The organism is Pseudomonas tremae (genome assembly GCF_001401155.1).
Classification (GTDB): domain Bacteria; phylum Pseudomonadota; class Gammaproteobacteria; order Pseudomonadales; family Pseudomonadaceae; genus Aquipseudomonas; species Aquipseudomonas tremae.
Window position 1 is genome coordinate 18,294 of the sequence record NZ_LJRO01000048.1, and the last position, 24,219, is coordinate 42,512.

At 58.8% G+C, this 24,219-nt stretch carries 20 protein-coding genes, 1 tRNA gene and 2 pseudogenes; 16 read left to right on the top strand and 7 right to left on the bottom strand.

Going from position 1 to position 24,219, the window contains the following annotated elements:
• Nucleotides 1–16 precede the first annotated feature (16 nt).
• Nucleotides 17–637, bottom strand: a complete 621-nt coding sequence (locus tag ALO43_RS02780) for a helix-turn-helix domain-containing protein (RefSeq protein WP_054997074.1) — start codon at nt 635–637, stop codon at nt 17–19.
• The gene (locus ALO43_RS02785; RefSeq protein WP_054997075.1) at nt 634–933 is read right to left on the bottom strand and encodes a helix-turn-helix transcriptional regulator; all 300 of its coding nucleotides are present in this window, start codon (nt 931–933) and stop codon (nt 634–636) included. Before ALO43_RS02785 ends, ALO43_RS02780 begins: the two co-directional genes overlap by 4 nt.
• Nucleotides 934–1,042: 109 nt before the next feature.
• Here ALO43_RS02785 and ALO43_RS02790 point away from each other — a divergent pair, with 109 nt between their 5' ends.
• Nucleotides 1,043–1,624 carry a hypothetical protein gene (locus ALO43_RS02790; protein WP_054997076.1) on the top strand — a complete coding sequence of 194 codons (582 nt, stop codon included), beginning with the start codon at nt 1,043–1,045 and terminating at the stop codon, nt 1,622–1,624.
• Here the strand turns inward: ALO43_RS02790 and ALO43_RS02795 are convergent.
• Together ALO43_RS02795 and ALO43_RS02800 are read right to left on the bottom strand one after the other, a co-directional pair.
• Nucleotides 1,621–2,703, bottom strand: a complete 1,083-nt coding sequence (locus tag ALO43_RS02795; RefSeq protein WP_235662532.1) for a site-specific integrase — start codon at nt 2,701–2,703, stop codon at nt 1,621–1,623. The genes ALO43_RS02790 and ALO43_RS02795 overlap by 4 nt on opposite strands.
• Nucleotides 2,704–2,808: 105 nt before the next feature.
• Nucleotides 2,809–2,885, bottom strand: a tRNA-Arg gene (locus tag ALO43_RS02800).
• Nucleotides 2,886–3,052: 167 nt separating this feature from the next.
• Between ALO43_RS02800 and ALO43_RS02805 the strand changes: the two are divergent.
• From ALO43_RS02805 to ALO43_RS02825, 5 genes and pseudogenes are all read left to right on the top strand, one after another.
• Nucleotides 3,053–4,320: pseudogene (locus ALO43_RS02805) on the top strand (FAD-dependent monooxygenase).
• Nucleotides 4,321–4,363: 43 nt separating this feature from the next.
• Entirely contained in the window at nt 4,364–4,999 is a 636-nt protein-coding gene (locus ALO43_RS02810) for a LysE family translocator (RefSeq protein WP_054997078.1), read from the top strand.
• Between the two features lie 286 nt (nt 5,000–5,285).
• Complete coding sequence (gene gabD / locus ALO43_RS02815; protein ID WP_005887923.1) at nt 5,286–6,728, top strand: NADP-dependent succinate-semialdehyde dehydrogenase; 1,443 nt, start codon at nt 5,286–5,288, stop codon at nt 6,726–6,728.
• 198 nt (nt 6,729–6,926) lie between these two features.
• Nucleotides 6,927–8,207, top strand: a complete 1,281-nt coding sequence (gabT, locus tag ALO43_RS02820; protein WP_005887924.1) for a 4-aminobutyrate--2-oxoglutarate transaminase — start codon at nt 6,927–6,929, stop codon at nt 8,205–8,207.
• Nucleotides 8,208–8,363: 156 nt separating this feature from the next.
• Nucleotides 8,364–9,743, top strand: a complete 1,380-nt coding sequence (locus ALO43_RS02825) for a response regulator (RefSeq protein WP_054997079.1) — start codon at nt 8,364–8,366, stop codon at nt 9,741–9,743.
• Between the two features lie 298 nt (nt 9,744–10,041).
• Here the strand turns inward: ALO43_RS02825 and ALO43_RS02830 are convergent, their stop codons facing one another.
• Together ALO43_RS02830 and desA are read right to left on the bottom strand one after the other, a co-directional pair.
• A complete protein-coding gene (locus ALO43_RS02830) occupies nt 10,042–11,040 on the bottom strand; it encodes a GGDEF domain-containing protein (RefSeq protein ID WP_054997080.1) in 999 nt (332 codons plus the stop codon).
• Nucleotides 11,041–11,171: 131 nt separating this feature from the next.
• Nucleotides 11,172–12,356, bottom strand: coding sequence for a delta-9 fatty acid desaturase DesA (gene desA / locus ALO43_RS02835; protein ID WP_005887927.1), 1,185 nt, complete (start codon nt 12,354–12,356; stop codon nt 11,172–11,174).
• A gap of 154 nt (nt 12,357–12,510) precedes the next feature.
• On the opposite strand from desA, the gene dibA reads away from it, so the two are divergent.
• The 6 genes from dibA (at nt 12,511) to ALO43_RS02865 (ending at nt 18,752) form a co-directional block, all read left to right on the top strand.
• Complete coding sequence (gene dibA / locus ALO43_RS02840; protein WP_024669148.1) at nt 12,511–14,442, top strand: phosphodiesterase DibA; 1,932 nt, start codon at nt 12,511–12,513, stop codon at nt 14,440–14,442.
• A gap of 189 nt (nt 14,443–14,631) precedes the next feature.
• Nucleotides 14,632–14,814, top strand: a complete 183-nt coding sequence (gene oscA, locus ALO43_RS02845; protein ID WP_005887929.1) for a sulfur starvation response protein OscA — start codon at nt 14,632–14,634, stop codon at nt 14,812–14,814.
• A gap of 142 nt (nt 14,815–14,956) precedes the next feature.
• Nucleotides 14,957–15,967 carry a sulfate ABC transporter substrate-binding protein gene (locus ALO43_RS02850; protein WP_054997081.1) on the top strand — a complete coding sequence of 337 codons (1,011 nt, stop codon included), beginning with the start codon at nt 14,957–14,959 and terminating at the stop codon, nt 15,965–15,967.
• 94 nt (nt 15,968–16,061) lie between these two features.
• A complete protein-coding gene (cysT, locus tag ALO43_RS02855; RefSeq protein WP_005887934.1) occupies nt 16,062–16,883 on the top strand; it encodes a sulfate ABC transporter permease subunit CysT in 822 nt (273 codons plus the stop codon).
• Between the two features lie 13 nt (nt 16,884–16,896).
• The gene (gene cysW, locus ALO43_RS02860) at nt 16,897–17,769 is read left to right on the top strand and encodes a sulfate ABC transporter permease subunit CysW (RefSeq protein WP_054997082.1); all 873 of its coding nucleotides are present in this window, start codon (nt 16,897–16,899) and stop codon (nt 17,767–17,769) included.
• A gap of 2 nt (nt 17,770–17,771) precedes the next feature.
• Nucleotides 17,772–18,752: a sulfate/molybdate ABC transporter ATP-binding protein gene (locus tag ALO43_RS02865; protein ID WP_024669150.1), complete on the top strand. Its 981-nt coding sequence runs from the start codon at nt 17,772–17,774 to the stop codon at nt 18,750–18,752.
• Between the two features lie 46 nt (nt 18,753–18,798).
• Here the strand turns inward: ALO43_RS02865 and ALO43_RS02870 are convergent, their stop codons facing one another.
• Nucleotides 18,799–19,323, bottom strand: coding sequence for an Mpo1 family 2-hydroxy fatty acid dioxygenase (locus tag ALO43_RS02870; protein WP_024669151.1), 525 nt, complete (start codon nt 19,321–19,323; stop codon nt 18,799–18,801).
• Nucleotides 19,324–19,404: 81 nt separating this feature from the next.
• Between ALO43_RS02870 and ALO43_RS02875 the strand changes: the two are divergent.
• The 4 genes and pseudogenes from ALO43_RS02875 (at nt 19,405) to gcvT (ending at nt 24,196) form a co-directional block, all read left to right on the top strand.
• A pseudogene (locus tag ALO43_RS02875) lies at nt 19,405–20,116 on the top strand (Crp/Fnr family transcriptional regulator).
• A gap of 102 nt (nt 20,117–20,218) precedes the next feature.
• Nucleotides 20,219–21,220 (top strand): extracellular solute-binding protein, encoded by a 1,002-nt coding sequence (locus ALO43_RS02880; protein ID WP_053481064.1) that lies wholly within the window; start codon nt 20,219–20,221, stop codon nt 21,218–21,220.
• Nucleotides 21,221–21,342: 122 nt separating this feature from the next.
• A complete protein-coding gene (locus ALO43_RS02885) occupies nt 21,343–22,959 on the top strand; it encodes an ABC transporter permease (RefSeq protein WP_054997083.1) in 1,617 nt (538 codons plus the stop codon).
• A gap of 154 nt (nt 22,960–23,113) precedes the next feature.
• Nucleotides 23,114–24,196, top strand: coding sequence for a glycine cleavage system aminomethyltransferase GcvT (gene gcvT, locus ALO43_RS02890; protein WP_005887949.1), 1,083 nt, complete (start codon nt 23,114–23,116; stop codon nt 24,194–24,196).
• Nucleotides 24,197–24,219: the final 23 nt, after the last annotated feature.

The window sequence follows — 24,219 nt, forward strand, 5'->3', positions numbered from 1 at the left end:
CAGTCCTGTGTATAACTCATATCTTGGTAGTGTTTCGCTCACGGATCGAGCTCCGGATAGACAACAGCTTGTTGTAGATGTCCGGATTGCTCTCGGCCAATTGGTCCAAGTCAGCTTGGCTGATCTGGAACCCAATGTTGGTCTGGTTCTCGATGATCTGTAGGTTTTCGATGTGAATACCTTGGCCGACTGCCTCCCTGTTGAAGAGCATACGTTTCAGCTCCTCAACCGTGCTTTTGATCTGGGCTGGACGGTACTCCCACTGTGCTTGGCCTCTGGGTCTGCCTTGCGAGTCGCTAATCGCAATCTTTTCCGTGAGCTTATATTCGTTATGTTTACGGGACCGCGTCCTGCTGATGTAGCCTCGGGCTTCAAGAGTTTTGATCTCACGCATAGCCTGGCGCGAACTGATCCCAGCTTTGCGAGCGATGGTTGGGATTGAAGGAATCGACAGTCCCGTTTTGAGATCGCAGTGGGACTTGATCACACAGTAAACCGCGAATGCATACGGTCCCAGCTTTGCCAGTTCGTGATCTACCATGGCCTGGAAAATGTGAAACCAATAGGTGTTGGATTTCAATTGATCGTGTGGTTCCTGCCCGGTGGCGGCATCAACCGATAATTCCAGCTCACTCATTTCCGAGCCTCCACCTGCGCCTTCTTGGTAGGGCGTCCGACTTTATGCCGACCTTCGGTAGAGGGTTGATTGATGAGAGGCGCTGATTTGATTGACCCGGTACGCATCCACTGCCTCAGGTCACCCAGTCGCCACCTTAAGCGTGAGAGGCCGGGTACGGGTTCAAGCCCTGGTAATTTGCGCTGACGTACTGTCAGTACGCTGAAGCCTGTTAATGCAGCGACTTCGGCAACACCGATCAGTACGTCATCTGCGAGTTTCTGGATTTTCTGAATGGTTTCGTAATCGATGCTCATTGTGACTGTCGCTCGGCTGCTGTGAACTGCATCGAGTGTTAGCTAGGAGGCATCCCACGATCTAGGACACTTTTTTGACAAGCGCGGCTGTTAGCTGAAGAATGGTTGCATGCAAAAAAAAGAATCAGAAGCTTTGGGTGTTGAAGAGTATGAGGCCTTCGAGCTTGTTGCTCGTGAGCTTCATGCCCATTTCGCAAGCGAACGGAAAAATTTCGCGGTGCGAGTACCTCTCAATTTGGTGAGCTATCTGTTCAATGGGATTTTGCAGAAGTCGCAGTTTTCGAAAATCCAGCTCGAAAATGCTGTCTTGGAATTAGGGTTTTCCGTCGAGGCAAGGACGTTGCGGCGGTATATCAGCGGGCATAGCAGAATGACATGGGGGACGTTTCAGCAATTAGTTCTCTGGGCGCGATCTCAGGAGTGGATAAGTGCTTGGATGTGCCGCGATTTGATACTGAGAGCACAGGTTTGTGAGGCGGCCCAGCTGAGTGCGCGTGAGCTTCTTAACAAGCGCAAGCGGCTTTTTTCCCCAAGCGGAATACGCAGAGAACAAGCGATTGATTGCTTTTATGCAAACCTCTCGATTCTGGATCTCGAACGAGGTGAAAAGGCAATGAAACAGGTTCGTAGACATGATCAAGTCAGGGAGCTTGCCCGCTCCCTGGGTCTAAATACACCTGATGATTTTTAAGCGAGCTTCGCGGCTAGCTCTTCCGCTGTGATGTTGTAATAACGCTTGAGCATGTTCACCTCCCGATGCCCCGTCACGCTGGCAAGCTCGATCAGATTCGGCAGCTTGGTCGCAAGCCGACAGGTCGCTTCATGCCGTAGATCGTGAAAGCGCAGATTGATCAGGAAGTCTTCCCGGGGTACTAACTGCGTCATCACGCAATCTTCCAAGTATTTCAGCCTCGCTCGCTCCAGGCCTCGTACAAAGGCCTTCTTGAGCGCATCAGCGGTGGTAGGGAAGACGCGACCGCACAGCGAGCGCGGCAAATCCTTCAGCAACTGGGTAGCCTTCGGCGAAAGCGGGACGGTTCTCGGTAGTCCGTTTTTGGTTGCAGGGAGGTGCGCGGTCCTACGATCCAGGCTCACATGCTTCCAACGCAGCTCGAAAATCTCGCCACGGCGCATGGCTGTCTCAATCGCCAGTTGGACAATGGGCCGTATCCATGGGTTGTGTGATGCATCGGCGTAGGTGCCGTCAGCACATCGCTCACGAAGCTCTAACGCGCTGAGCATGTATTGCTCTTCAATCGGGTCGAGCCGTCGCGAGCGCTCGTCGTTATAGCTTGGACGACTAACCATCCTGACCGGATTTTCAGCGAGATGAATTCCCCACTCGCGGCGAGCGACCTCGATCACGCACTGAAACAAAGCCAGCTCACGTTTCACCGTATTGCCTTTGCGGATCTTCAAGCGCTCGTCACGGTAGCGGGCAAAATCTGAAGAGGTGAGGGTCGCAACGATGCGTGTCGCCAGCGGATGACGCTTGAGTGCTTCCAGGCGTTTGATTTCCGAATACGCGCCTTTGTGCTTCGGAGCGATCTCGGAGATGTAGCGATCAATGAGTTGATGAAAGGCAGTGCGTTCAGCCTCGACGCGAGAGACAAATATGCCTCGGTCGATTTCGCTTTCGATCATGCGTGCCCAGGCTTGAGCATCGGATTTGGTTTCGAAGGTTTTTCGCTGGGCTGGATAGCCCTTACGGCGAATTTGAGCTTCCCACTGATACTCGCCGCGATTCCTGATTGTTGCCATTTCGACCATTCCCGCCACACTTGAGTGTGGCAAATTTGTGGCAAAAACGACTTTCAGGACTAGGACATGTTTCTGACAGTGAAGCTAACCCCTTGTTATACAAGGGATATAAGGTGGTGCACCAGGCGGGATTCGAACCCACGACCCCTGCCTTCGGAGGGCAGTACTCTATCCAGCTGAGCTACTGGTGCAGCGCGGGCGCCATGATACTCACATGGGTACGGGGCGTCCAGTTACAGGCGGCTTGCAACGCAAATCATCCTGCGCGCCCCGCAGACGGGCAGCCATGAGCATGCTTCGCTCCATATCTACTGACGCTCACACCGGTATAAACGGCTGCTTCCGGCACTGCCGTCGGGTGGTGCATGATGCAGCCAATACCGTCCAGCAGATCGTTCTAACCGGGGGCACCTTATCAATCAGTTCAAAAGCATCGAGCGCAGCCCGTGCCGCGTTCTTATTACCGGGGCCAGTATCGCGGGTTGTGCCGCGGCCTGGTGGCTGACGCAGCGCGATTGCGATGTCACGGTTGTCGAGCAGGCGCCTGCCTTTCGCGATGGCGGGCAGAATGTGGATGTGCGGGGCGCGGCTCGGGAGGTCTTGCGCCTGATGGGGCTTGAGCAGGCGGTGAAGGGCCTCAACACTGGCGAGACGGGGCTTGCGTGGGTCGATGAGGATAACCGCACGGCGGCGCGCATTGATCTGGCTGGTCTGGACGGAGACGGCCCGACGGCCGAGCTTGAGGTGTTGCGCGGTGATCTTGCGCGTCTGCTTTATGAGGCTTCGTCGGCTGACGCGTTTTATCGCTTTGGCGACCGCATTATTTCGGTCGAGCATGATGAGGAGGGTGTGTCGGTCACGTTCGAGAGTGGTGGCGTAGAGCGTTTTGATCTGTTGATCATTGCCGAGGGTGTCGGCTCGCGCACGCGGGAATTGGTGTTCCCCGGCGAGAATCAACCGCGCCGGATGGACCTGGCCAGCGCGTTCTTTACCGTGCCTCGTGCGCCGACCGATAGCCAGACCGCGCGCTGGTATAACGCGGTGGGCGGTCGCAGTGCGGGCGTTCGTCCGGACAATCGCGGTACGACGCGTGCGTTCTTTAATGTGCAGGGCCGAAGCCACCTGACTGTCGGCAACAGCGTTGCCGAGCAGAAGGCGTTTCTTCAGGCGTCGTTTGCAGGCGCGGGCTGGGAGGTGCCTCGTCTGCTTGAGGGTATGGAGGCTGCGGACGACTTCTGGTTCGATGATTTGCGCCAGGTGAAGATTGATCGCTGGTCGAACGGCACGGTGGTGTTGCTGGGCGATGCGGCGTGGTGTGTCACGCCCTTGGGCGGGGTCGGCGCTTCGCTGGCCCTGATAGGCGCGTATGTACTGGCCGGCGAGTTCACCAAAACTGACTCTATTAAAGAGGCGCTCGCCGCCTATGAGTACGTTTTACGGCCTATGGTGAAAAAGTCGCAGAGCGTGCCGAAGCTTGTTCCGCGTCTGGTTCATCCTCGCAGTCGTACCGGTGTTACGATCCTTCGTGCCTTGCAGCGTATCGTTGCAACTCCCTTTATCAGCAAGCGTGCTGCCAGGGCGCTGACGCCGGCAGTCCAGTCGTTCACGCTGCCAGACTATCGATAGCGCTACAGGCGTGCGTTAAACCTGCGCCACTTGGAGAGTAAAAATGGAATCGATACATCAGTGGCTGAGCTTCGCAATGATTGCCATGCTGGTTACGCTGACGCCCGGCCCGGCGGTGGTCATGGCGTTGTCGAACTCGATGAGCCACGGCGCGGCCCGGGCGATGATCGGTTCGCTCGGTAACGTGCTCGGGTTGATCATTGTTGCAACGTTGGTAACTGCAGGGCTGGGCGCGGTGCTGGTGGCGTCCGCCACGGCGTTTCTGGTCCTGAAGGTTGCAGGCGCGGGGTATCTGGTTTATCTGGGGATCAAGCAGTGGCGCAGCGCGCGAAGTGCATTCGATGAGCTGGCGACCGTGCCTAATGCGGTTTCTGCAGGCAGCCTGTTTGCAAAAGGCATCTCGGTGGCGCTGACCAACCCCAAGGCGATCCTGTTTTTCATCGCGTTTCTGCCGCAGTTCATCCAGCCGGGCAATATGCAGATGGAACAGACCGGGGTGTTGATCCTGACTTTCGCCGGTTGCTCAATGGTCGCCCATGCCTTTTATGCGCTGCTGGCACTCAGGCTCAAACGTCATCTCAACTCCGCGCGTCGGCGCAAATACGTCAATCGGGTGTTCGGCGCGTCGTTTATCGGTTTGGGGTTGAGCCTGTTCACATTGAAGGGCAAGGCTGCCTGAGCAAAATCGGGCTGCAAGATACCTTTGCGCCCAGGCTCGACGCTGATCAGAAAACCACACAACTCTATAGGGCCGTTCTTTTTTTCGAACGGCCTATTGTCCTTTGCCCCCGCAATGCCTAGGATTCGTTTGAGATTTCAAACGCTCTTGTTCGGTCTTCCTGCTTTTATGCGCTGTGCATCGCTGGAACCCGATGGAATGTTTTCCTGGCGATGGCTTCCAAATGAGGTGCATCGATATTCAATTGTTCGCGCCGCCTGTGGGCGGTGCTGTTTAGGAGGCCGACATGCAGCTCAAAGATTCCACCCTGTTCCGCCAGCAAGCCTACATCAACGGCCAGTGGCTGGACGCGGACGGTGGTCAGTCGATCAAGGTCAACAACCCGGCCAACAATGAAATCCTCGGCACTGTGCCAAAAATGGGCGCGGCCGAGACGCGTCGGGCGATTGAGGCGGCTGACAAGGCGCTGCCGGCCTGGCGTGCGCTGACCGCCAAGGAGCGTGGCAATAAGCTGCGCCGCTGGTTCGAGCTGATGATCGAAAACCAGGACGACCTGGGTCTGTTGATGACGCTGGAGCAGGGCAAGCCGCTGGCTGAAGCCAAGGGCGAGATCACCTACGCTGCGTCATTCATCGAGTGGTTCGCCGAAGAAGCCAAGCGCGTCTATGGCGATGTGATCCCTGGTCACCAACCGGACAAGCGTCTGATTGTGCTCAAGCAGCCGATCGGTGTGACGGCGGCGATTACGCCTTGGAACTTCCCGGCGGCAATGATCACCCGCAAGGCCGGTCCTGCGCTGGCGGCGGGTTGCACCATGGTGCTCAAGCCTGCGTCGCAAACGCCGTTTTCTGCACTGGCGCTGGCTGAACTGGCCGAGCGTGCGGGCATCCCGGCGGGCGTGTTCAGTGTGGTAACGGGCAGCGCGGGCGATATCGGCAGCGAGCTGACCGGTAACCCGATCGTGCGCAAGTTGTCCTTCACGGGCTCGACCGACATTGGTCGTCAGTTGATGGCTGAATGCGCCAAGGACATCAAAAAGGTGTCGCTGGAGTTGGGCGGCAACGCGCCTTTCATCGTGTTCGACGATGCCGACCTCGACAAGGCAGTCGAAGGCGCGATGATTTCCAAGTACCGCAACAACGGCCAGACCTGCGTCTGTGCCAACCGAATCTATGTGCAGGACGCTGTGTATGACGCGTTCGCCGAGAAGCTCAAGGCCGCAGTCGGCAAGCTGAAGATCGGTAACGGTCTTGAAGAAGGCATCACCACCGGCCCGCTGATCGATGACAAGGCTGTGGCCAAGGTCAAGGAACACATCGCCGACGCGGTCGCCAAAGGCGCGACGGTGCTGACCGGCGGCAACAGCCTGGAAGGCTCGTTCTTCGAGCCAACCATTCTGGTCAACGTGTCGAAAGATGCCGCCGTTGCCAGGGAAGAAACCTTCGGTCCGCTGGCTCCGCTGTTCCGCTTCAAGGACGAGGCCGAAGTGATCGAGATGGCCAACGACACCGAGTTCGGTCTGGCGTCGTACTTCTATGCGCAGAACATGAGCCGCGTGTTCCGGGTCGCCGAGGCGCTGGAATATGGCATGGTGGGTATCAATACCGGCCTGATCTCCAACGAACTGGCACCGTTCGGCGGGATCAAGTCTTCGGGTCTGGGCCGTGAAGGCTCCAAGTACGGCATTGAAGACTACCTGGAAATCAAATACCTCTGCCTGTCGGTTTGACTGACTGACTCGGTCAGAATGACGCTTAGGCAGTGCAGCCGATGGCGCGCGAGAGCGACGTGTCATCGGCTTTTTGCAGCATCGCAGTTTCTTGGTGGCCTGAAGGCTGCAGCAGTCGATCATCGTATGCTGTTGCAGTTGATCCAGCCCGCTTGATCCTTGAACCACGCCGACCGATGAGCGGCGAATGAGGAATACATGAGCAAGACTAACGACTCCCTGATGCAACGCCGCCATGCCGCCGTACCACGCGGCGTTGGGCAGATCCACCCGATCTTCGCTGCTTCGGCGAAGAACGCCACCGTAACTGACGTAGAAGGTCGTGAATTCATCGACTTCGCCGGCGGTATTGCGGTGTTGAACACCGGTCACCTGCACCCGAAGATCATCGCCGCCGTGCAAGAGCAGCTGACCAAGCTGAGCCATACCTGCTTCCAGGTGCTGGCGTACGAGCCATACGTCGAGTTGTGCGAAAAGATCAACGCCAAAGTGCCAGGTGATTTCGACAAGAAAACCCTGCTGGTGACCACGGGTTCCGAAGCGGTGGAAAACGCCGTCAAGATCGCCCGTGCTGCCACTGGCCGTGCCGGTGTGATCGCGTTCACCGGTGCTTATCATGGCCGTACCATGATGACCCTCGGTCTGACTGGCAAGGTCGTACCCTACTCGGCGGGCATGGGCCTGATGCCGGGCGGAATCTTCCGCGCACTGTACCCGTGCGAGCTGCATGGCGTGAGTGTCGACGATTCCATCGCCAGCATCGAGCGTATTTTCAAGAACGACGCCGAGCCGAAGGACATTGCGGCGATCATCATCGAACCCGTACAGGGCGAGGGTGGTTTCTACGTCGCGCCTAAAGCATTCATGCTGCGTCTGCGCGAGCTGTGCGACAAGCACGGTATTCTGCTGATTGCCGATGAAGTACAGACCGGCGCTGGCCGTACCGGCACGTTCTTCGCCATGGAGCAGATGGGTGTTTCTGCCGACCTGACTACTTTCGCCAAGTCCATCGCAGGCGGCTTCCCGCTGGCGGGCGTGTGCGGCAAGGCTGAATACATGGACGCCATCGCCCCTGGCGGTCTGGGCGGCACGTACGCCGGTAGCCCGGTGGCGTGCGCAGCAGCGCTGGCGGTTCTGGATATCTTTGAAGAAGAGCATCTGCTGGAGCGCTGCAAGGCAGTAGGCGAGCGTCTGGTGACGTCGCTCAAGGAGATGCAGGCCAAGTACCCGGTGATCGGCGAAGTGCGAGCGTTGGGCGCGATGATCGCAGTCGAGCTGTTCGAAGACGGCGATTCGCACAAGCCTAACGCTGCTGCAGTGGCTCAGGTGGTCGCCAAGGCGCGCGACAAGGGCCTGATTCTGCTGTCATGCGGCACCTACGGTAACGTGTTGCGTGTGCTTGTACCGCTGACCGCCGAAGATGAATTGCTGAACCGTGGCCTGGCCATTCTCGACGAGTGCTTTGCTGAAATCGCGTAAAAAGTGTGAGGTCACGAATTGATTGATTTTTGACCAAACAGACAAAAAAAGCCCGTTCCGACGGGTTTTTTTTGGTCTGGAGCATGGTTTTTCGCTCTTTTGGCTATATCCGGGCGATTGCATTGGCTAAGGTGAGCGCATCGACATCGGAGAGTCATGATGACTGCTGTAGTTTTGCCCGCCGTACCTCGCGTACTGATTGCCGAGTCTGATCCGTGGGTGCGCGAGACGCTCAGCGACCTGGTGCTGGGTGTGCGTGGGGATGTCGAGCTAGAGATGTGTACCGATGGCAGACAAGCCGTCGAATGGATGAAAAAGCAACTGCCGGATCTGGTGATTGCCGCGCGCGAGTTGCCGGGCGTGGACGGTCTGAGCCTGTTGCGTGGCGTGCGCAATTTGCGTCGCCAGCCTGCCATTCCGTTCATCCTCATCAGCAACCGCAACGACAGCGCAAGCGTGCGTGAAGTGTTGCCGCTTGCTCCGACCGCTTATCTGACCAAACCACTGAACACCGAGGGGCTGCGTCAGCGTCTTGAAAGCCTGTTGCTGGAGCAACGCGCCGCTGCTCCGGGCGAGGTGCCAGCCCTGACGCCCGGGCTGACGCTGACCAAGTTTCTCGACAAGCGCCGAGACGTAGCCGACGGCGCGCCGCTGTACGTTGACGTAGCGACGGCAGTGAAGCTCAGTCAGACGCCGGGCGGCATCGACGTGGTGCTGCTCGAGCAGGAATTGCGCAACGATCCTCATATAACCGCGGTACTGATTGCTGCCGCCAACAGTGCTGCCCAGCACCTGGGCAAACCTGTCCAGACCATGGCAGGGGCGCTGGCTATTCTGGGGCCGGTGCAGGGCGCTAATATCGCGTCCGGGCTGGCGAAGAAACGCATGGCGGTGCTGACCGACGACGCTTTGCTGGCGCAGGCCCATGAGTTCTGGACGATGTCGCAACGCACCGCCGACTACGCACGCATTCTGGGCAGCATGCTGGAGCTGGATGCAGAGCGCTGCTTCTGTGCCGGTCTGCTGCAATCGTTGGGCGACCTGGCGGTATTGGGCTGCTTGCAGGAATGGCTGCTGGCGGGTGGCGAGCTGAATGAGCAGGTTATCCGGCAGTCACTGGAGCAATACTCGGCAGCCTTCGGTTCCGCGCTGCGCACCCGCTGGCGCTTGCCGCTGGAGCTGCGTGAGCTGATCGCTGCGGTGTATCAGTACAACACTGGCATCTTCACCCGCGAAGTGCTGGTAATGAACCTGGCGGGGCAGATGGCGCGTCTGGGTGAGGAAGAGAGTGTCACGACACTGGTCAAGACCAAGTCGGCGAAGTTATTGAAGCTGAGCGTCGGTGATCTGCAGCGCTTGCGCAAGAAACTGACCGGCGTGACTGACCCGAGCTTGCTGATACCGCTCCCGGTCGAGCCTGAAGTGGCTGCCGATGAGGTTAAGGAAGATGAGCCCGATTTGCTGGACCTGACGCCAGAGGCGCCTGCCGCTATCGAAGATTCTGCAGCCGCTGTTCCGGATTTACCGAAGAAATAAGAGCGTGACCAGCGTCAGGAGCGGACGAAGAGCGTCCAGAACGGCATGCCCACGCGGGGCATGGGCACGATAGTGATCTTACCGACGATTATCGTTCCGCACGCTCCAGCGTGGGAATGTCTTAGGTGAAGCTCTGCGTCACAAATCTGCGCCGCGCCGTTTGGCTGCCAGTTCTTGGCAGTTCGTGGACAAGTCCACTCCCACATACAGGCGGTTCCACATACTGGAGGTCACACAGTCCGGGAGATCGTGGAAAAGCGGCGCGTCGCCCGGCCCACTCTTGCAATCCCCGGCTGATTCAAGCCGGTACGATCTGATTCTTGCCTTGGCGCTTGGCTTGATACATCGCCGCGTCGGCGCGGCCGTAAAGGGCTTCGAGGCTTTGGTCTTCGGGGCCGAGGTTGGTCAGGCCCTGGCTGGCGGTGATGCTGAACGTCACGCCGCCTGACTGGAAATTCTGGCGCTGAATCTCGCGTTGCAGGCGCTCGGCGATCTGCATGGCCATATCCGGCGCGCAGCCGGGGAATACTGCGGCGAATTCTTCGCCGCCAATACGCCCGAACAGATCGCCACGCCTCAAGGCCGAGCGGCCGCTTTCCGCGATGCGTTGCAGGACCGTGTCGCCTTCTTGGTGGCCGTAAGTGTCGTTCACCAGCTTGAAGTCATCGATGTCCAGCAGCAGGAAGGCCAGCGGCGTACCGTTGAGGCGCGCCAGCTCGAATTCTCGCTGGGCGCATTCGAAGAAGTGCCGGCGGTTGCTGCTTTGGGTCAGTACGTCGGTGGTGGCCAGGCGCTGCAGCTCATCCTCGAGGTGTTTCTTCTCGGTGATATCTTCGGCAATGCCCACCACGATCAGGCGCTGGCTGGCATCGGCCCTGTGGCTGACGAAGCATTTGTCGCTGAGCCAGCGTACTTCGCCATCTGCGCGAATGATCCGGTACTCGCGATCCTCGATCGAACCCTTCTCGATAACCTCGTTCAGGCTGCGCTCGGCGTAGCTCAGGTCGTCCGGGTAGATGCTGTCGCGCCACTCGCTGTAATCAGCCAATAGCAGGCCCGCCGAGCGTCCGAAGATGCGCTCGTAGGCAGGGCTGACATAAATCATGTGCTGGGTTTCCCAGTCGAACGCCCATAGCACTGCGTTCACACTCACAAGCAATGAGCTGAACAGTTGTTCACGCTCGCTCAGGCGTGCGACTTCTGCCTGTGCGTGCATCAGGGCTAACAGGGTTTCTGTGGCTGCGGGCATATCAGTGATCGGCGTGCCGGGTAGGGCTGTGGGAGACTGCTTTTCCATAAGAACCATCTCAAGCGTTTACGGCCAGTGCCGCGCCCTTTCCCGATTAGCGGGGAAGTTGGTGAGATAGGTCGGGAGGGGGATAAGTTCCGGGACCGGCGCGCCTGCGGGAGGCGCGCCGATCAACGGTATCAAGCGTGGGCGGGGCGCAGCGAGTAGGTTTTCAGCTGATCGGCGAAGTCGCGCAGGGACTGGATGCCACTGGCCTCGGCCTCGTGAATCCACTCTTTCATGGCAGACAGCATGTCATGACCGTTGCTGCTGGTCTTGACCCAGATCTGTTGCAGCGCCAGGCGCTTCTCGTAAATAACTTTCAATGCATGGCTGTGTTCCAGCATGGTCTGGATACGCAGATGGTGCTTGTCATCGAGCAGGCTGGTCTCCCGCGACAGCAGCCGTTTGGCGCGACGGAACTGGTGACGCACCGATTCGTCGGCCTTGCTCAGTTCCTGGGCAACCAGAGGCGCGATGACCAGCTTGCGATACTGGGCCATGATCTGGAAGCGATTGTTGAGAATCGCCATGGCGGTGTCCATGTCCATGCTGCCCTTGCCTTCGACCCGATGGGCGATGGGCGCGACCCGCTGGACCTTGGCCAGACCCAGAAAACTGAACACCTTGATCCACGCCCAGCCCATGTCGAACTCCCATGGCTTGACCGAAAGCTTGGCCGAGTTGGGGTAGGTATGGTGATTGTTGTGCAGCTCTTCGCCGCCGATCACGATGCCCCACGGCACCAGATTGGTGGCCGCGTCCCGGCATTCGAAGTTGCGATAACCGACCGCATGGCCCAGGCCGTTGACTACGCCGGCGGCCCAGAACGGAATCCACATCATCTGTACGGCCCAGACGGTGATGCCGAGCGCGCCGAACAGCGCCAAGTCGATCACGGCCATCAGGGCGATGCCCAGCAGCTTGTAGCGCGAGTAGAGGTTGCGCTCGATCCAGTCTTCCGGGCAGTTCTTGCCGTAGATACGCAGTGTGTCCTGATTCTGCGCTTCTTCGCGATACAGCTCGGCGCCTTTGCGAAGGACGGTGGACAGACCTTTGACGACCGGGCTGTGCGGGTCATCGACGGTTTCACATTTTGCGTGGTGCTTGCGGTGGATGGCTGTCCACTCGCGGGTGTTCTGGGCAGTGGTCAGCCAAAGCCAGAAACGGAAGAAGTGTTTCAGCCCCGCATTGAGTTCAAGCGAGCGGTGGGCCGAGTAGCGGTGCAGATAGACCGTGACGCCAATAATAGTCACGTGAGTCATCACCAGCGTGACTGCTATTACCTGCCAGACGGAAAGGTCGAGCAAACCGTTGTACCACATAGGCTGTTTGGCCCTCGTAAAAAAACCGGTAAAGAAAAAAGTTGCCGGAGCATTATCACTGACATTACAAAGAAAACCAGTCACCCTTTCAGATAAGAGTCGCAGGATGTTTCTTGCTTTATAATCCAGACCTTTCGCAAGGCATCCCGCTTTTATGTCCGATTATTCCCGAGACGCGCTGCGAACCGCCGTCCTGTATGGGGTGCTGTCGGTTTTGTGGTTCGCGACAGCCGACTTTCTTCTGCCCCTTTTCATCGTCGAACCGGCTCGACTGGCTATTGGCCAACAGATGATCGGTTACGGCTGGGTACTGCTTAGCGCCGTCATGATCTTCATTGCTCGTGACAGATTGATGAGCATTATCGGTGGCAAGGCGCTTTTCGAGCGTCGACAGCAGGACTACGAGCGGCTGTTGCTGGCGGCTGTGGTGTTCGACAGTACCCGTGAGGGCGTGCTGGTCAGCGATGCGCAAGGCCGTATCGTCCACGTCAATCGTGCGTTCATGGACATCACCGGCTATCAGGCCGATGAGGTGTTGGGCTTCAACCCCAGCAAATTCAAGTCGGGTCGGCACGGGCCTGAGTTCTACCGGCAGATGTATCACTCGCTTGTCAGCGCCGGGCAGTGGAGTGGCGAGATCTGGAACCGGCGCAAAAGCGGTGAAATCTATCCTCAGTGGCAAACCATTCGCAGCGTCAAGGGTGAGGACGGTCAGGTCCGGCATTTCGTGGCGGTGTTCTCCGACATCACTGCCATCAAGCGCTCCGAGCAGGAACTGGCGCAGCTGTCGCACTATGACGCCCTGACCGAACTGCCCAATCGCCTGCTGCTGACAGACCGTATCAGTCAGGCGCTGACCTCGGCGCGGTTCAGCAAGCGCGGCTGTGCGCTGTTGCTGGTGGATCTCGATAACTTCAGGAACATCAACGACAGCCTTGGTCACAACGTGGGCGATGAGGTGCTCAAGGCGGCTGCCGAGCGACTCAAGAGCGTGTCTGACAGCGAGATGACAGTGGCGCGTCTGGGTGGCGACGAATTCGCGCTACTGGTCAAGAATTGTCCCCAAATGGTGCATGCAGCGGCTCTGGCGCAACAGGTGATCGATGCATTCAAGGCGCCGTACGCCATCGCTGGTCATCAGTTGTTCGTTTCTGCCAGCATCGGTATCAGCCTGTTTCCCGGCGATGCGCTGACTGTCGAGCAACTGTTGCGCAACGCCGACTCTGCGCTGTTCAAGGCCAAGGGCGATGGCCGTGATGTGTTTGCTTTCTATACCGAGGAGCTGACTGCTCACGCCCAGCAGCGGGTGCAACTGGCCAGCGAATTGCGCCAGGCCATCGCGCAGGCAGAACTGCGGGTTTTCTATCAGCCGGTTCACGACCTGGCGACTCGGCGTATATGCGGTGTCGAAGCGCTGGTGCGCTGGCAGCACCCCTCGCGCGGGATGGTCTCGCCCGGTGAATTCATCCCCATTGCCGAGCAAAGCGGGCTGATCGTCGATATCGATGCCTGGGTATTGAATACGGCCTGTCGGCAGATGAAAGCATGGCTGGCGGAGGGCGTGCCCATCGAATTTGTGGCGGTTAACGTGTCCAGCCGCCTGTTCAGCCGGGGTGATCTGGACCTTCAGGTTGCGCAGGTGTTGCGTGACACTGGGCTCGAGAGTGCGTTTCTGGAGTTGGAGGTCACTGAAAGTGCGGTGATGGAGAACCCGGATCAGGCCATCGAGCAATTGCACCGATTGCGCGAGATGGGCTTGAGCCTGGCGATTGACGACTTCGGTACGGGCTACTCTTCACTGCTGCGGCTCAAGCGCATGCCGGTGCAGAAACTCAAGATCGATCAGGGCTTTGTAGCTGGCTTGCCGAATGATCGTGATGATATCGCCATTGTCCGGGCCATCATCACACTGGCTTCCAGCCTTGGCATGCGCGTGCTGGCAGAAGGCATAGAGGAGGCCAGTCAGGCTGCATTTTTGTGGGAGAACGATTGCGAACTGGGGCAGGGCTACTGGTTTGCGAGGCCAATGGTCGCTCAGGCGATCGACTGGGCGCATGCTCCGGTTTTCGACCAGCAAAGCGGGTGAGCACAGCACGCGTGCCGGGGTGCGCAATGCACCTTGGTTTTGCGCCATTCCGCTAAAGTCATTTTGGTTATATCTGCATTCTTAAATAGTCTTTTTAAGAATATCTGCGCCTCACTATCATTGCGTCACCGCCATGGCCATCGACCCCAGTCGCGACGGCAGGCTTCTCACATGTCAAGGAATAAGATAATGAGCGCATCTCTACGTAGTGTTGACGGTCAGGACGAAGCAGCCATTCTGCGTGAGATTCAGAGTGCGTTGCGTGACCTGCGTTTTGGCGCCGTCGAAATCACTGTTCATAACGCGCAAGTAGTACAGATCGAGCGAAAGGAAAAATTTCGGTTGCAGAACTCTACTCCGAAGCAAAGCTGAGGCGACACCCGACTGGTCCACCGGAGGGCTTCATTCCAACTCCTGATACACCCTGAAAAGCAGCTCGCCAGCACGAATGCCGTTCTGACGCGCGAAGAAGAATTCAAACAGCCGACACACAGAATTTCCAGGAGCTTCAATCATGTCCATTCGCTATTTTGCACTGGCGGCTATCGCCAGTGCTGTTTTCGCAGGTTCGGCTGTTGCCAAGGATTACGAGCTGCTCAACGTGTCGTACGATCCGACACGCGAGCTGTATCAGGATTACAACGCAGAATTCGTCAATTACTGGAAGAAGTCGCACCCGGACGACAAGGTCGATATCAAGCAGTCCCACGGTGGTTCGGGCAAGCAGGCGCGTGGCGTGATCGACGGCCTGCGTGCCGACGTGGTGACGCTGGCGCTGGCCGGTGACATCGACGAAATAGCCAAGCTGGGCAAGTCCCTGCCTGAAAACTGGCAGACCCGCCTGCCGGACGCGAGCACGCCGTATACCTCGACCATCGTGTTTCTGGTACGCAAGGGCAACCCGAAAGGCATCAAGGACTGGGGCGATCTCACCAAAGAGGGCGTGTCGGTGATCACGCCCAACCCGAAAACCTCGGGCGGTGCGCGCTGGAATTTCCTCGCCGCTTGGGCCTACGGCCTGAAAGCCGGCGGTGGTGACGAAGCCAAGGCCAAGGAGTACGTGCAAACACTGTTCAAGCACGTGCCGATTCTGGACACCGGCGCACGCGGTTCGACCATTACTTTTGTCAACAACGGTCAGGGCGATGTGTTGCTGGCCTGGGAAAACGAAGCGTTTCTCGCGCTGAAGGAAGACGGCGGCAAGGACAAGTTCGACATTGTCGTGCCTTCGCTGTCGATCCTCGCCGAGCCGCCAGTGGCTGTGGTCGACAAGAATGCCGAGAAGAAGGGCAACACCGAGATTGCCACCGAGTACCTCAAGCACCTGTACAGCAAGGAAGGTCAGGAAATTGCTGCAAAAAACTTCTATCGTCCACGTGATGCCGAAGTCGCTGCCAAGTACGAGAAGCAATTCCCGAAACTCGATCTGGTGACTATCGACAAAGACTTTGGTGGCTGGAAGACTGCTCAGCCGAAGTTTTTCAATGACGGCGGCGTGTTCGACCAGATTTACCAGGCGCAATAAGCCGACTGCGGGTGCTGCGCGAGTGGCATCGCAGACAGGGTAAAGCAGCCCGGACTGACGTCCGGGCTTCGTGCAAGTGAAACCAGGGACTTTTATGTCGCGTCGTATCTCCCCCGTCATACCCGGCTTCGGGCTGACGCTGGGCTACACCTTGGTGTACCTCAGTCTGATTGTGCTAATACCGCTGGCCGCCATGTTCGTGCATGCCGCGCAGCTTACCTGGGATCAGTTCTGGACCATCATCACCGCGCCTCGCGTGATCGCTGCCCTCAAACTGAGCTTCGGCACTGCCTTCTATGCGGCCCTTATCAATGGTGTGATCGGCACGCTGCTGGCCTGGGTGCTGGTACGTTACACCTTTCCCGGTCGCAAGATCATCGATGCGATGATCGATCTGCCGTTCGCCCTGCCGACCGCTGTGGCCGGCATCGCCCTGACAGCGCTGTACGCACCCAATGGCTGGGTCGGCCAGTTCGCTGCCGATCTGGGCTTCAAGATCGCCTACACGCCACTGGGCATCACCCTCGCGCTGACCTTCGTCACGCTGCCGTTCGTGGTGCGCACGGTGCAGCCGGTGCTGGCGGATATCCCCCGAGAAGTCGAAGAAGCCGCTGCCTGCCTTGGCGCCCGCCCGTGGCAGGTATTCCGCCACATTCTGGTGCCGGCATTGCTGCCTGCCTGGCTGACCGGGTTCGCCCTTGCGTTTGCCCGTGGTGTTGGCGAGTACGGCTCGGTTATTTTCATCGCCGGCAACATGCCGATGAAAACCGAGATTCTGCCGCTGCTGATCATGGTCAAACTCGACCAGTACGATTACACCGGCGCCACCGCTATCGGCGTGATGATGCTGGTGGTGTCCTTCATTCTGCTGCTGCTGATCAATCTGCTGCAGCGGCGCATCGAAACCCCATCCTGAGGAGGCGCAGAACATGTCTTATTCATCTGTTTCAGCCGCCGCCTCAGCCAACGACGCCCGCCGTGGCAGCAAGGTCTCGCGGCGTATCCTGATCGGCCTGTGCTGGCTGGTGTTCGTGCTGTTTCTGGGCTTGCCACTGTTCATCGTGGTGTCTCAGGGGCTGAAGAACGGCCTGGGCGCTTTCTTCACCGCCATTCTTGAACCGGATGCCTTGTCGGCCCTCAAGCTGACGGTGATTGCGGTGCTGATTTCGGTGCCGCTCAATCTGGTGTTCGGCGTCAGCGCCGCATGGTGCGTGAGCAAATACTCGTTCCGCGGCAAGAGCATTCTGGTCACGCTGATCGATCTGCCGTTCTCGGTCTCGCCGGTCATCGCCGGGCTGGTCTACGTGCTGATGTTCGGCGCGCAGGGCTTGTTCGGGCCGTGGCTGCAGGATCACGACATCCAGATCGTATTTGCGCTGCCAGGCATTGTGCTGGCGACCATTTTCGTCACCGTGCCGTTCGTGGCACGTGAGCTGATCCCGCTGATGCAGGAGCAGGGCACGCAGGAAGAAGAGGCAGCGCGGCTACTCGGCGCCAATGGCTGGCAGATGTTCTGGCACGTCACGGTGCCGAACATCAAATGGGGCCTGATCTATGGTGTGGTGCTGTGTACCGCGCGGGCGATGGGTGAGTTCGGCGCTGTGTCAGTGGTGTCCGGGCACATTCGCGGCGTTACCAACACCCTGCCGCTGCACGTCGAAATTCTCTACAACGAGTACAACCACGTCGCAGCCTTTGCCGTGGCGAGCCTGTTGCTGATCCTGGCGCTGTTCATCCTGCTGCTCAAGCAGTGGAGCGAATCGCGCATTAACCGTCTGCGCCATAACGCGGCGGAGGAATAATCATGTCGATCGAAGTCCGTAACGTCAGCAAAAATTTCAACGCTTTCAAGGCTCTGAACAACATCAGTCTGGACATCCAGAGTGGCGAGCTGGTCGCTTTGCTGGGCCCTTCAGGCTGCGGCAAGACCACGCTGCTGCGCATTATTGCCGGTCTGGAAACCCCGGACGACGGCAGCATCGTCTTCCACGGCGAGGACGTTTCCGGTCATGACGTGCGCGATCGCAACGTCGGTTTCGTGTTTCAGCACTACGCGCTGTTCCGCCACATGACCGTGTTCGACAACGTCGCCTTCGGCCTGCGCATGAAGCCCAAGCGCGAGCGCCCGAATGAAACGCGCATCGCTGAAAAAGTCCACGAACTACTGAACATGGTGCAACTGGACTGGCTGGCGGATCGTTACCCGGAGCAGTTGTCAGGTGGTCAGCGTCAGCGTATCGCCCTGGCCCGCGCGCTGGCGGTAGAGCCCAAGGTGCTGCTGCTGGACGAGCCGTTCGGCGCGCTGGACGCCAAGGTTCGCAAGGAGCTGCGTCGCTGGCTGGCGCGCCTGCATGAAGACATCAACCTGACGTCGGTGTTCGTGACCCACGATCAGGAGGAAGCCATGGAAGTGGCTGACCGCATCGTGGTGATGAACAAGGGCGTGATCGAACAGATCGGCTCGCCGGGCGAGGTGTATGAGAAGCCCTCCAACGATTTCGTCTACCACTTTCTCGGCGACTCCAACCGGCTCAGCCTGGGCGACGAAGGTCAGGTGCTGTTTCGCCCGCATGAAGTGTCGCTGTCGCGTCAGGAGCTCGAAGACCATCATGCCGCTGAAGTCCGCGACATCCGCCCGCTGGGTGCAACCACGCGGGTAACGCTGAAGGTCGAAGGGCAGAGCGAACTGATCGAAGCCGAAGTGGTGAAGGATCACGACAGCCTGGTGGGCCTTGCCAAAGGCGAGACATTGTTCTTCAAACCGAAGGTGTGGCAGAAGCTCTGAAGCGGTGGAGTGAGGGCGCTCGTTCCGGAGTGAAGTCTCTCGTTGCTCACGCAGCAGCCTTGCGCACGTTGCGCCCCGCTGGCCCGGAGCGTTCTTCGATAGCGTGCTGCAAGGGTTTGCGCAGGCCCATCAGGAACGCCAGTTCCGCGACCACGAACAGCGGGCCGATGATCAGGCCCGTCAGGTCATCGATGAATGCCGGTTTGCGGCCTTCGAAGTAATGGCCGATGAACTGGATAACCCAGCCGACCACAAACAGCCCGACACCAGCGCTCAGCCAGACCATAGTGGTCTGTTGTGCAAGGTTCGCCCCGGCCCAGAGGCACAGCGCCAGTGATACCGCCATGACCGCACCCAGCGCCCGGTCCAGCCGTAGATAGAAAACAGTAGAACCCAGCGCCAGCAAGGCCGCAGGCGATACCCAGACCACGCCGATGTTCCAGCCAGGACGCGATAAAAGTACTGCCACTGCCAGCACTATTAACGGGATACCCACGAAGTGCGTCACGATATTGCGCGAATCACGGTGATAAGCGGCGTATTGGCTGAGATGATCGACAAGGGTTTTCATTATTATTCCTGCCTGAGACGTTAAGCCGGTCGAGCTGACGTTGTTTTACAACATGCAGGCCTGAGATAAAAGGGAGCACACATGACAAACGGAGTGTCTTGGCGGCCAAGGCTGCTGTCCGATTACTGGTTCTCCCATTTGCCTGCAGGTTTGCAGGATAGCCTGCTGGGGGCAGCGCACCAGTTGCGCAGGACGCCTGGCAGAATGCTGTTTAAAAAAAGGCGATCCGCCGTGTGGCATTTATGTACTGCTGGAGGGCAGCGTGCGTATCGGCGCCCCCCGGGAGCAGCGTCTGCTGTCGCACATGCAGCCTGTATGTCCACCCTGCTGGTTCGGTGAAGTCTCATTGTTCGACGGGTTGCCGCGCCGTTTCGAGGTCCGTTCGCTGGAGCAGAGCATTTTTCTGCATTTCCCTCAGCAATTTCTGATCGAATTGCTCGACCGACAGCCGGAATACTGGCCTTCGTTTGCGGCTCTGCTCAGCCGAAAAATCGGTTTGCCACTGCAAAATCCGGAAAAAATGCAACAACTGCCTCCCCGGGCTCGTGTCGCGTGGCGTCTGCTGATGCTGAGCGAGGGCTATGGTCCGCTGAGTCATGCCCGGCGTGTGATAACGCTGAATGACATTCAGGCGGTACAACGTCTGGCGCTCTCGCCTCCGGCCCTGGCTGAGGTGCTGCAGGACCTGCATGAGCGCAGGATTGTGCGCCTTGATGAAGGGCATCTTGAAGTGTTCGACGTGGAAAGGCTGCGCAGAATTGCCAACTTCTCCAGAGCGAAAGCGGTGTGCTGAGCAAGCTGGAAACATCCGGTAATGGCTCTGGCGCCTCTTCGATTGAGATAGCAAATGGGATTCACTATCATCTCGCCTCATTTGCGAACGCGAGATACCCCGATGCAGGCAAGCAAGCATCTTCTGGCTGCCCTGACACTGACTTTACTGGGCAGCACCGCCCAGGCTGCCGATGAGGTGGTGGTGTACTCCTCTCGTATCGACGAGCTGATCAAACCGGTTTTCGATGCATACACCGCTAAAACCGGCGTGAAGATCAAGTTCATCACCGACAAGGAAGCGCCGCTGATGCAGCGCATCAAGGCCGAGGGCGAAAATGCGACCGCCGACCTGTTGCTGACGGTCGATGCCGGTAACCTCTGGCAGGCCGAGCAGATGGGTATCCTGCAGCCGTTCACCTCGCCTGTTATCGACGCCAACATTCCGCCTCAGTATCGCTCGTCCACACACAGCTGGACCGGGCTTAGCCTTCGCGCACGTACCATTGCCTACTCCACTGACCGGGTGAAGCCAGCCGAGTTGACGACGTACGAAGCGCTGGCCGACAAGCACTGGGAAGGACGCCTGTGCCTGCGCACTGCGAAGAAGGTCTACAACCAGTCGTTGACCGCCACCCTGATCGAAACCCACGGCGCCGAAGCCTCCGAGAAGATCCTCAAGGGCTGGGTGAACAACCTGTCCACCGACGTGTTTTCCGATGACATCGCAGTGCTTGAGGCGATCAACGCCGGGCAGTGCGATGTGGGCATCGTCAACTCTTACTACTATGGACGCCTGCACAAACAGAAGCCGGACCTTGCGGTAAAACTGTTCTGGCCGAACCAGTCCGACCGGGGCGTACACGTCAACCTGTCGGGCATCGGGCTGACCAAATATGCCCCGCATCCGGAAGCCGCCAAGGCGCTGGTCGAGTGGATGACCGGTCCTGAGGCCCAGACGATTTTCTCCAGCGTCAATCAGGAGTTCCCGGCCAACCCGAAGGTGTCGCCCTCGGAAGAAGTGGCTAGCTGGGGTCAGTTCAAGGCCGACACCCTGCCGGTTGAAGTGGCAGGCAAGCGTCAGGCGGAAGCGATACGCATGATGGATCGTGCCGGCTGGAATTGATTTAATACCCACCGCATGATCGCTCCCATGCTCCAGCGTGGGAGCGCTGTTCTGGACGCTCTGCTTCCGGTTTCGATAGATGTATTACTTAGTGACGTATCACTCCTGACTTCGAGAATCCCTTGGCCCATCCCGTCCAACGCCGCTGGTACCCGCTGGTTTTTGCCATCGCGGCACTGGTATTAATGCCACTGAGCGTGTTGCTGCTGTCGTGGGAGACCGTCGACACACAGATCTGGTCCTACCTGCTTGAAACCCAGATGTCGCGTCTGTTGAGCAACACGCTGATCCTGCTGCTGGGGGTCGGTGTCGGCGTCACGCTGTTGGGGGTTAGCCTGGCCTGGCTGACCAGCCTGTGCGAGTTCCCGGGCCGGCGCTGGCTGGACTGGGCGCTGATGCTGCCGTTCGCAATCCCTGCTTACGTATTGGCATTCGTCTTTGTCGGGCTGCTGGATTTTTCCGGGCCGGTGCAGAGCTTGATGCGCGAATGGTTCGGTTCAGGCCTGCGCCTGCCGCGAGTGCGCTCTACCGGCGGGGTGATCATCGTGCTGGTGCTGGTCTTCTACCCCTACGTCTACCTGCTGGCACGCACCGCCTTTCTGGCGCAAGGCAAAGGGTTGATGGAAGCTGCGCGGGTACTGGGCAACTCGCCTCTGCAAGCGTTCTGGCGCGTAGCGCTGCCCATGGCCCGTCCGGCGATCGGTGCGGGTGTGGCGCTGGCGCTCATGGAAACGCTGGCAGACTTCGGCGCTGTCTCGGTGTTCAACTTCGACACTTTCACCACCGCCATCTACAAGACCTGGTATGGCTTCTTCAGCCTGTCCAGCGCTGCTCAGCTGGCCAGCCTCTTACTCCTGGCGGTGCTCATTCTGTTGTACGGCGAACGCCGGGCCAGAGGTGCAAACCGACCCGCCAGCGAACGGCCTCGGGCTGCCGCGCTCTACCCGTTGCGGGGCCTCAAGGCGTGGGGCGCGAGCGCCTGGTGTGGACTGGTGTTTATCTGTGCTTTTGTCGTGCCGGTGCTGCAGTTGATCATCTGGGTCTGGCAGCGAGGCCGTTTCGATCTGGACGAGCGCTACACCGGGCTGATTCTGCACACCCTCTATCTGGGCGGCATGGCGGCGCTGATCACCGTCAGCGTTGCGCTGGTTCTGGCCTTCGCCCGACGCATGGCGCCTACGCCTGCCATACGTTCGGGCGTCAGCCTCGCCAACCTTGGCTACGCGCTGCCGGGTTCGGTGTTGGCGGTGTCGATCATGCTGGCATTCAGTTACCTGGACCGTGCGCTGGTCGTCCCGCTTTCGGGTTGGCTGGGAGGCGCAGGCAAGCCGCTGTTGCTGGGCAGCCTGTCGGCTCTGTTACTGGCGTATCTGGTGCGCTTCATTGCGGTGGCCTTCGGTCCGCTGGAGCACAGTCTGTCGCGCATTCGTCCTTCCTTGCCCGAAGCGGCTCGTAGCCTCGGCGTCAGCGGGCCAAAGTTGTTTCTCAACGTGTATTTGCCACTTCTGGTGCCTGGCGCGCTCAGCGCAGCGCTTCTGGTGTTCGTGGATGTGCTCAAGGAAATGCCTGCCACCCTGCTTATGCGCCCGTTTGGCTGGGATACGTTGGCCGTGCGGATCTTCGAAATGACCAGCGAGGGCGAGTGGGCGCGAGCAGCGTTGCCAGCTTTGTCGCTTGTGCTTGTAGGATTATTACCCGTCATTGTGTTGATTCGGCGCTCTGCCCGTCAGATTGGTTAGGTGCGGGTCCCGCACCTTGCGGCTACAATGCGCCGCAATTGGTGCGGTCTGTCAGATTATTCGGTCAGCTGTAATGTGCTGCAAACTCCGGTTTATTGGGGGGCTTGCCGATATTTTCTGCCCGCACCTTCGCCACGCCCGGAAGGAGAAACCCATGGGACAGCGTACCCCCCTGTTCGACCTGCACCTCGCTCTTGGGGCGAAAATGGTCGATTTTGGTGGTTGGGACATGCCATTGCATTATGGATCGCAGGTCGAAGAGCACCACCAGGTGCGTCGCGACTGTGGGGTCTTCGATGTCTCTCACATGAACGTGATCGACGTGCTCGGTCGTGATGCCCGAAGCTGGCTGCGTTATCTGCTGGCCAACGATGTCGACAGGCTCAAGACACCGGGCAGGGCGCTTTACAGCGTCATGCTGGACGACGCAGGCGGCATCATCGACGATATGATCGTCTACCTCACGGCCGAGGGTTATCGTCTGGTGGTCAACGCCGCAAATGGCGCCAAGGACCTGGCCTGGATGAAGTCACAACTGGGCGACGCCGAGGTGCAGCTGAACGAGCGGAGCGAGATGGCGATTCTGGCTATTCAGGGGCCACGCTCGCGGGCCAGAATTGCCGACCTGGTGACCAGCTCTCGCGCCAGGTTGATCAATGAGCTTAAACCGTTCGAAGGTCGTGATGACGCTGACTGGTTCATCGCGCGTACCGGTTATACCGGCGAAGACGGTCTGGAAATCATGCTGCCGGCCGAGCAGGCGCCGAGCTTTTTCAATGATCTGGTCGGTGCGGGCATTTCTCCCATCGGCCTTGGCGCCCGTGACACCTTGCGCCTCGAAGCGGGTATGAACCTTTATGGTCAGGACATTGGCGAGGGTGTTTCACCGCTGGTGTCGAATATTGCCTGGAGCATCGCCTGGGAGCCTTCCGAGCGTGATTTCATTGGGCGCAAGGCTCTGGAGCGCGAACGCGTTGACGGCATTGCCTCCAAGCTGGTCGGTCTGGTGCTCGAAGAGCGCGGCGTCTTGCGGGCGCATCAGGTTGTAAGAATCGCAGAAATTGGCGAAGGTGAGATCACCAGTGGTAGCTTCTCTCCTACGCTGAGCAAATCCATTGCCTTGGCGCGTGTGCCGATGGCGACTGCTGACCGGGCCGAGGTGGAAATCCGCGGCAAGTGGTATCCGGTGCGTGTCGTGCAGCCGGCCTTCGTGCGGCATGGCAAAGCCTTGATTTAACCTATGGCGGGTTTTCCGCTGAC

Excerpts from the sequence above, each read along its gene's own strand:
- ALO43_RS02810 (WP_054997078.1), top strand. The coding sequence starts at position 4,364 with ATGGAATCGATACATCAGTGGCTGAGCTTCGCAATGATTGCCATGCTG.
- gabT (WP_005887924.1), top strand. The coding sequence starts at position 6,927 with ATGAGCAAGACTAACGACTCCCTGATGCAACGCCGCCATGCCGCCGTA.
- ALO43_RS02790 (WP_054997076.1), top strand. The coding sequence starts at position 1,043 with ATGCAAAAAAAAGAATCAGAAGCTTTGGGTGTTGAAGAGTATGAGGCC.
- ALO43_RS02795 (WP_235662532.1), bottom strand. The coding sequence starts at position 2,703 with ATGGTCGAAATGGCAACAATCAGGAATCGCGGCGAGTATCAGTGGGAA.
- ALO43_RS02870 (WP_024669151.1), bottom strand. The coding sequence starts at position 19,323 with ATGAAAACCCTTGTCGATCATCTCAGCCAATACGCCGCTTATCACCGT.
- ALO43_RS02780 (WP_054997074.1), bottom strand. The coding sequence starts at position 637 with ATGAGTGAGCTGGAATTATCGGTTGATGCCGCCACCGGGCAGGAACCA.
- oscA (WP_005887929.1), top strand. The coding sequence starts at position 14,632 with ATGAGCGCATCTCTACGTAGTGTTGACGGTCAGGACGAAGCAGCCATT.
- gabD (WP_005887923.1), top strand. The coding sequence starts at position 5,286 with ATGCAGCTCAAAGATTCCACCCTGTTCCGCCAGCAAGCCTACATCAAC.
- cysT (WP_005887934.1), top strand. The coding sequence starts at position 16,062 with ATGTCGCGTCGTATCTCCCCCGTCATACCCGGCTTCGGGCTGACGCTG.
- ALO43_RS02850 (WP_054997081.1), top strand. The coding sequence starts at position 14,957 with ATGTCCATTCGCTATTTTGCACTGGCGGCTATCGCCAGTGCTGTTTTC.
- ALO43_RS02785 (WP_054997075.1), bottom strand. The coding sequence starts at position 933 with ATGAGCATCGATTACGAAACCATTCAGAAAATCCAGAAACTCGCAGAT.
- ALO43_RS02880 (WP_053481064.1), top strand. The coding sequence starts at position 20,219 with ATGCAGGCAAGCAAGCATCTTCTGGCTGCCCTGACACTGACTTTACTG.
- desA (WP_005887927.1), bottom strand. The coding sequence starts at position 12,356 with ATGTGGTACAACGGTTTGCTCGACCTTTCCGTCTGGCAGGTAATAGCA.
- dibA (WP_024669148.1), top strand. The coding sequence starts at position 12,511 with ATGTCCGATTATTCCCGAGACGCGCTGCGAACCGCCGTCCTGTATGGG.
- cysW (WP_054997082.1), top strand. The coding sequence starts at position 16,897 with ATGTCTTATTCATCTGTTTCAGCCGCCGCCTCAGCCAACGACGCCCGC.
- ALO43_RS02830 (WP_054997080.1), bottom strand. The coding sequence starts at position 11,040 with ATGGAAAAGCAGTCTCCCACAGCCCTACCCGGCACGCCGATCACTGAT.
- gcvT (WP_005887949.1), top strand. The coding sequence starts at position 23,114 with ATGGGACAGCGTACCCCCCTGTTCGACCTGCACCTCGCTCTTGGGGCG.
- ALO43_RS02865 (WP_024669150.1), top strand. The coding sequence starts at position 17,772 with ATGTCGATCGAAGTCCGTAACGTCAGCAAAAATTTCAACGCTTTCAAG.
- ALO43_RS02825 (WP_054997079.1), top strand. The coding sequence starts at position 8,364 with ATGATGACTGCTGTAGTTTTGCCCGCCGTACCTCGCGTACTGATTGCC.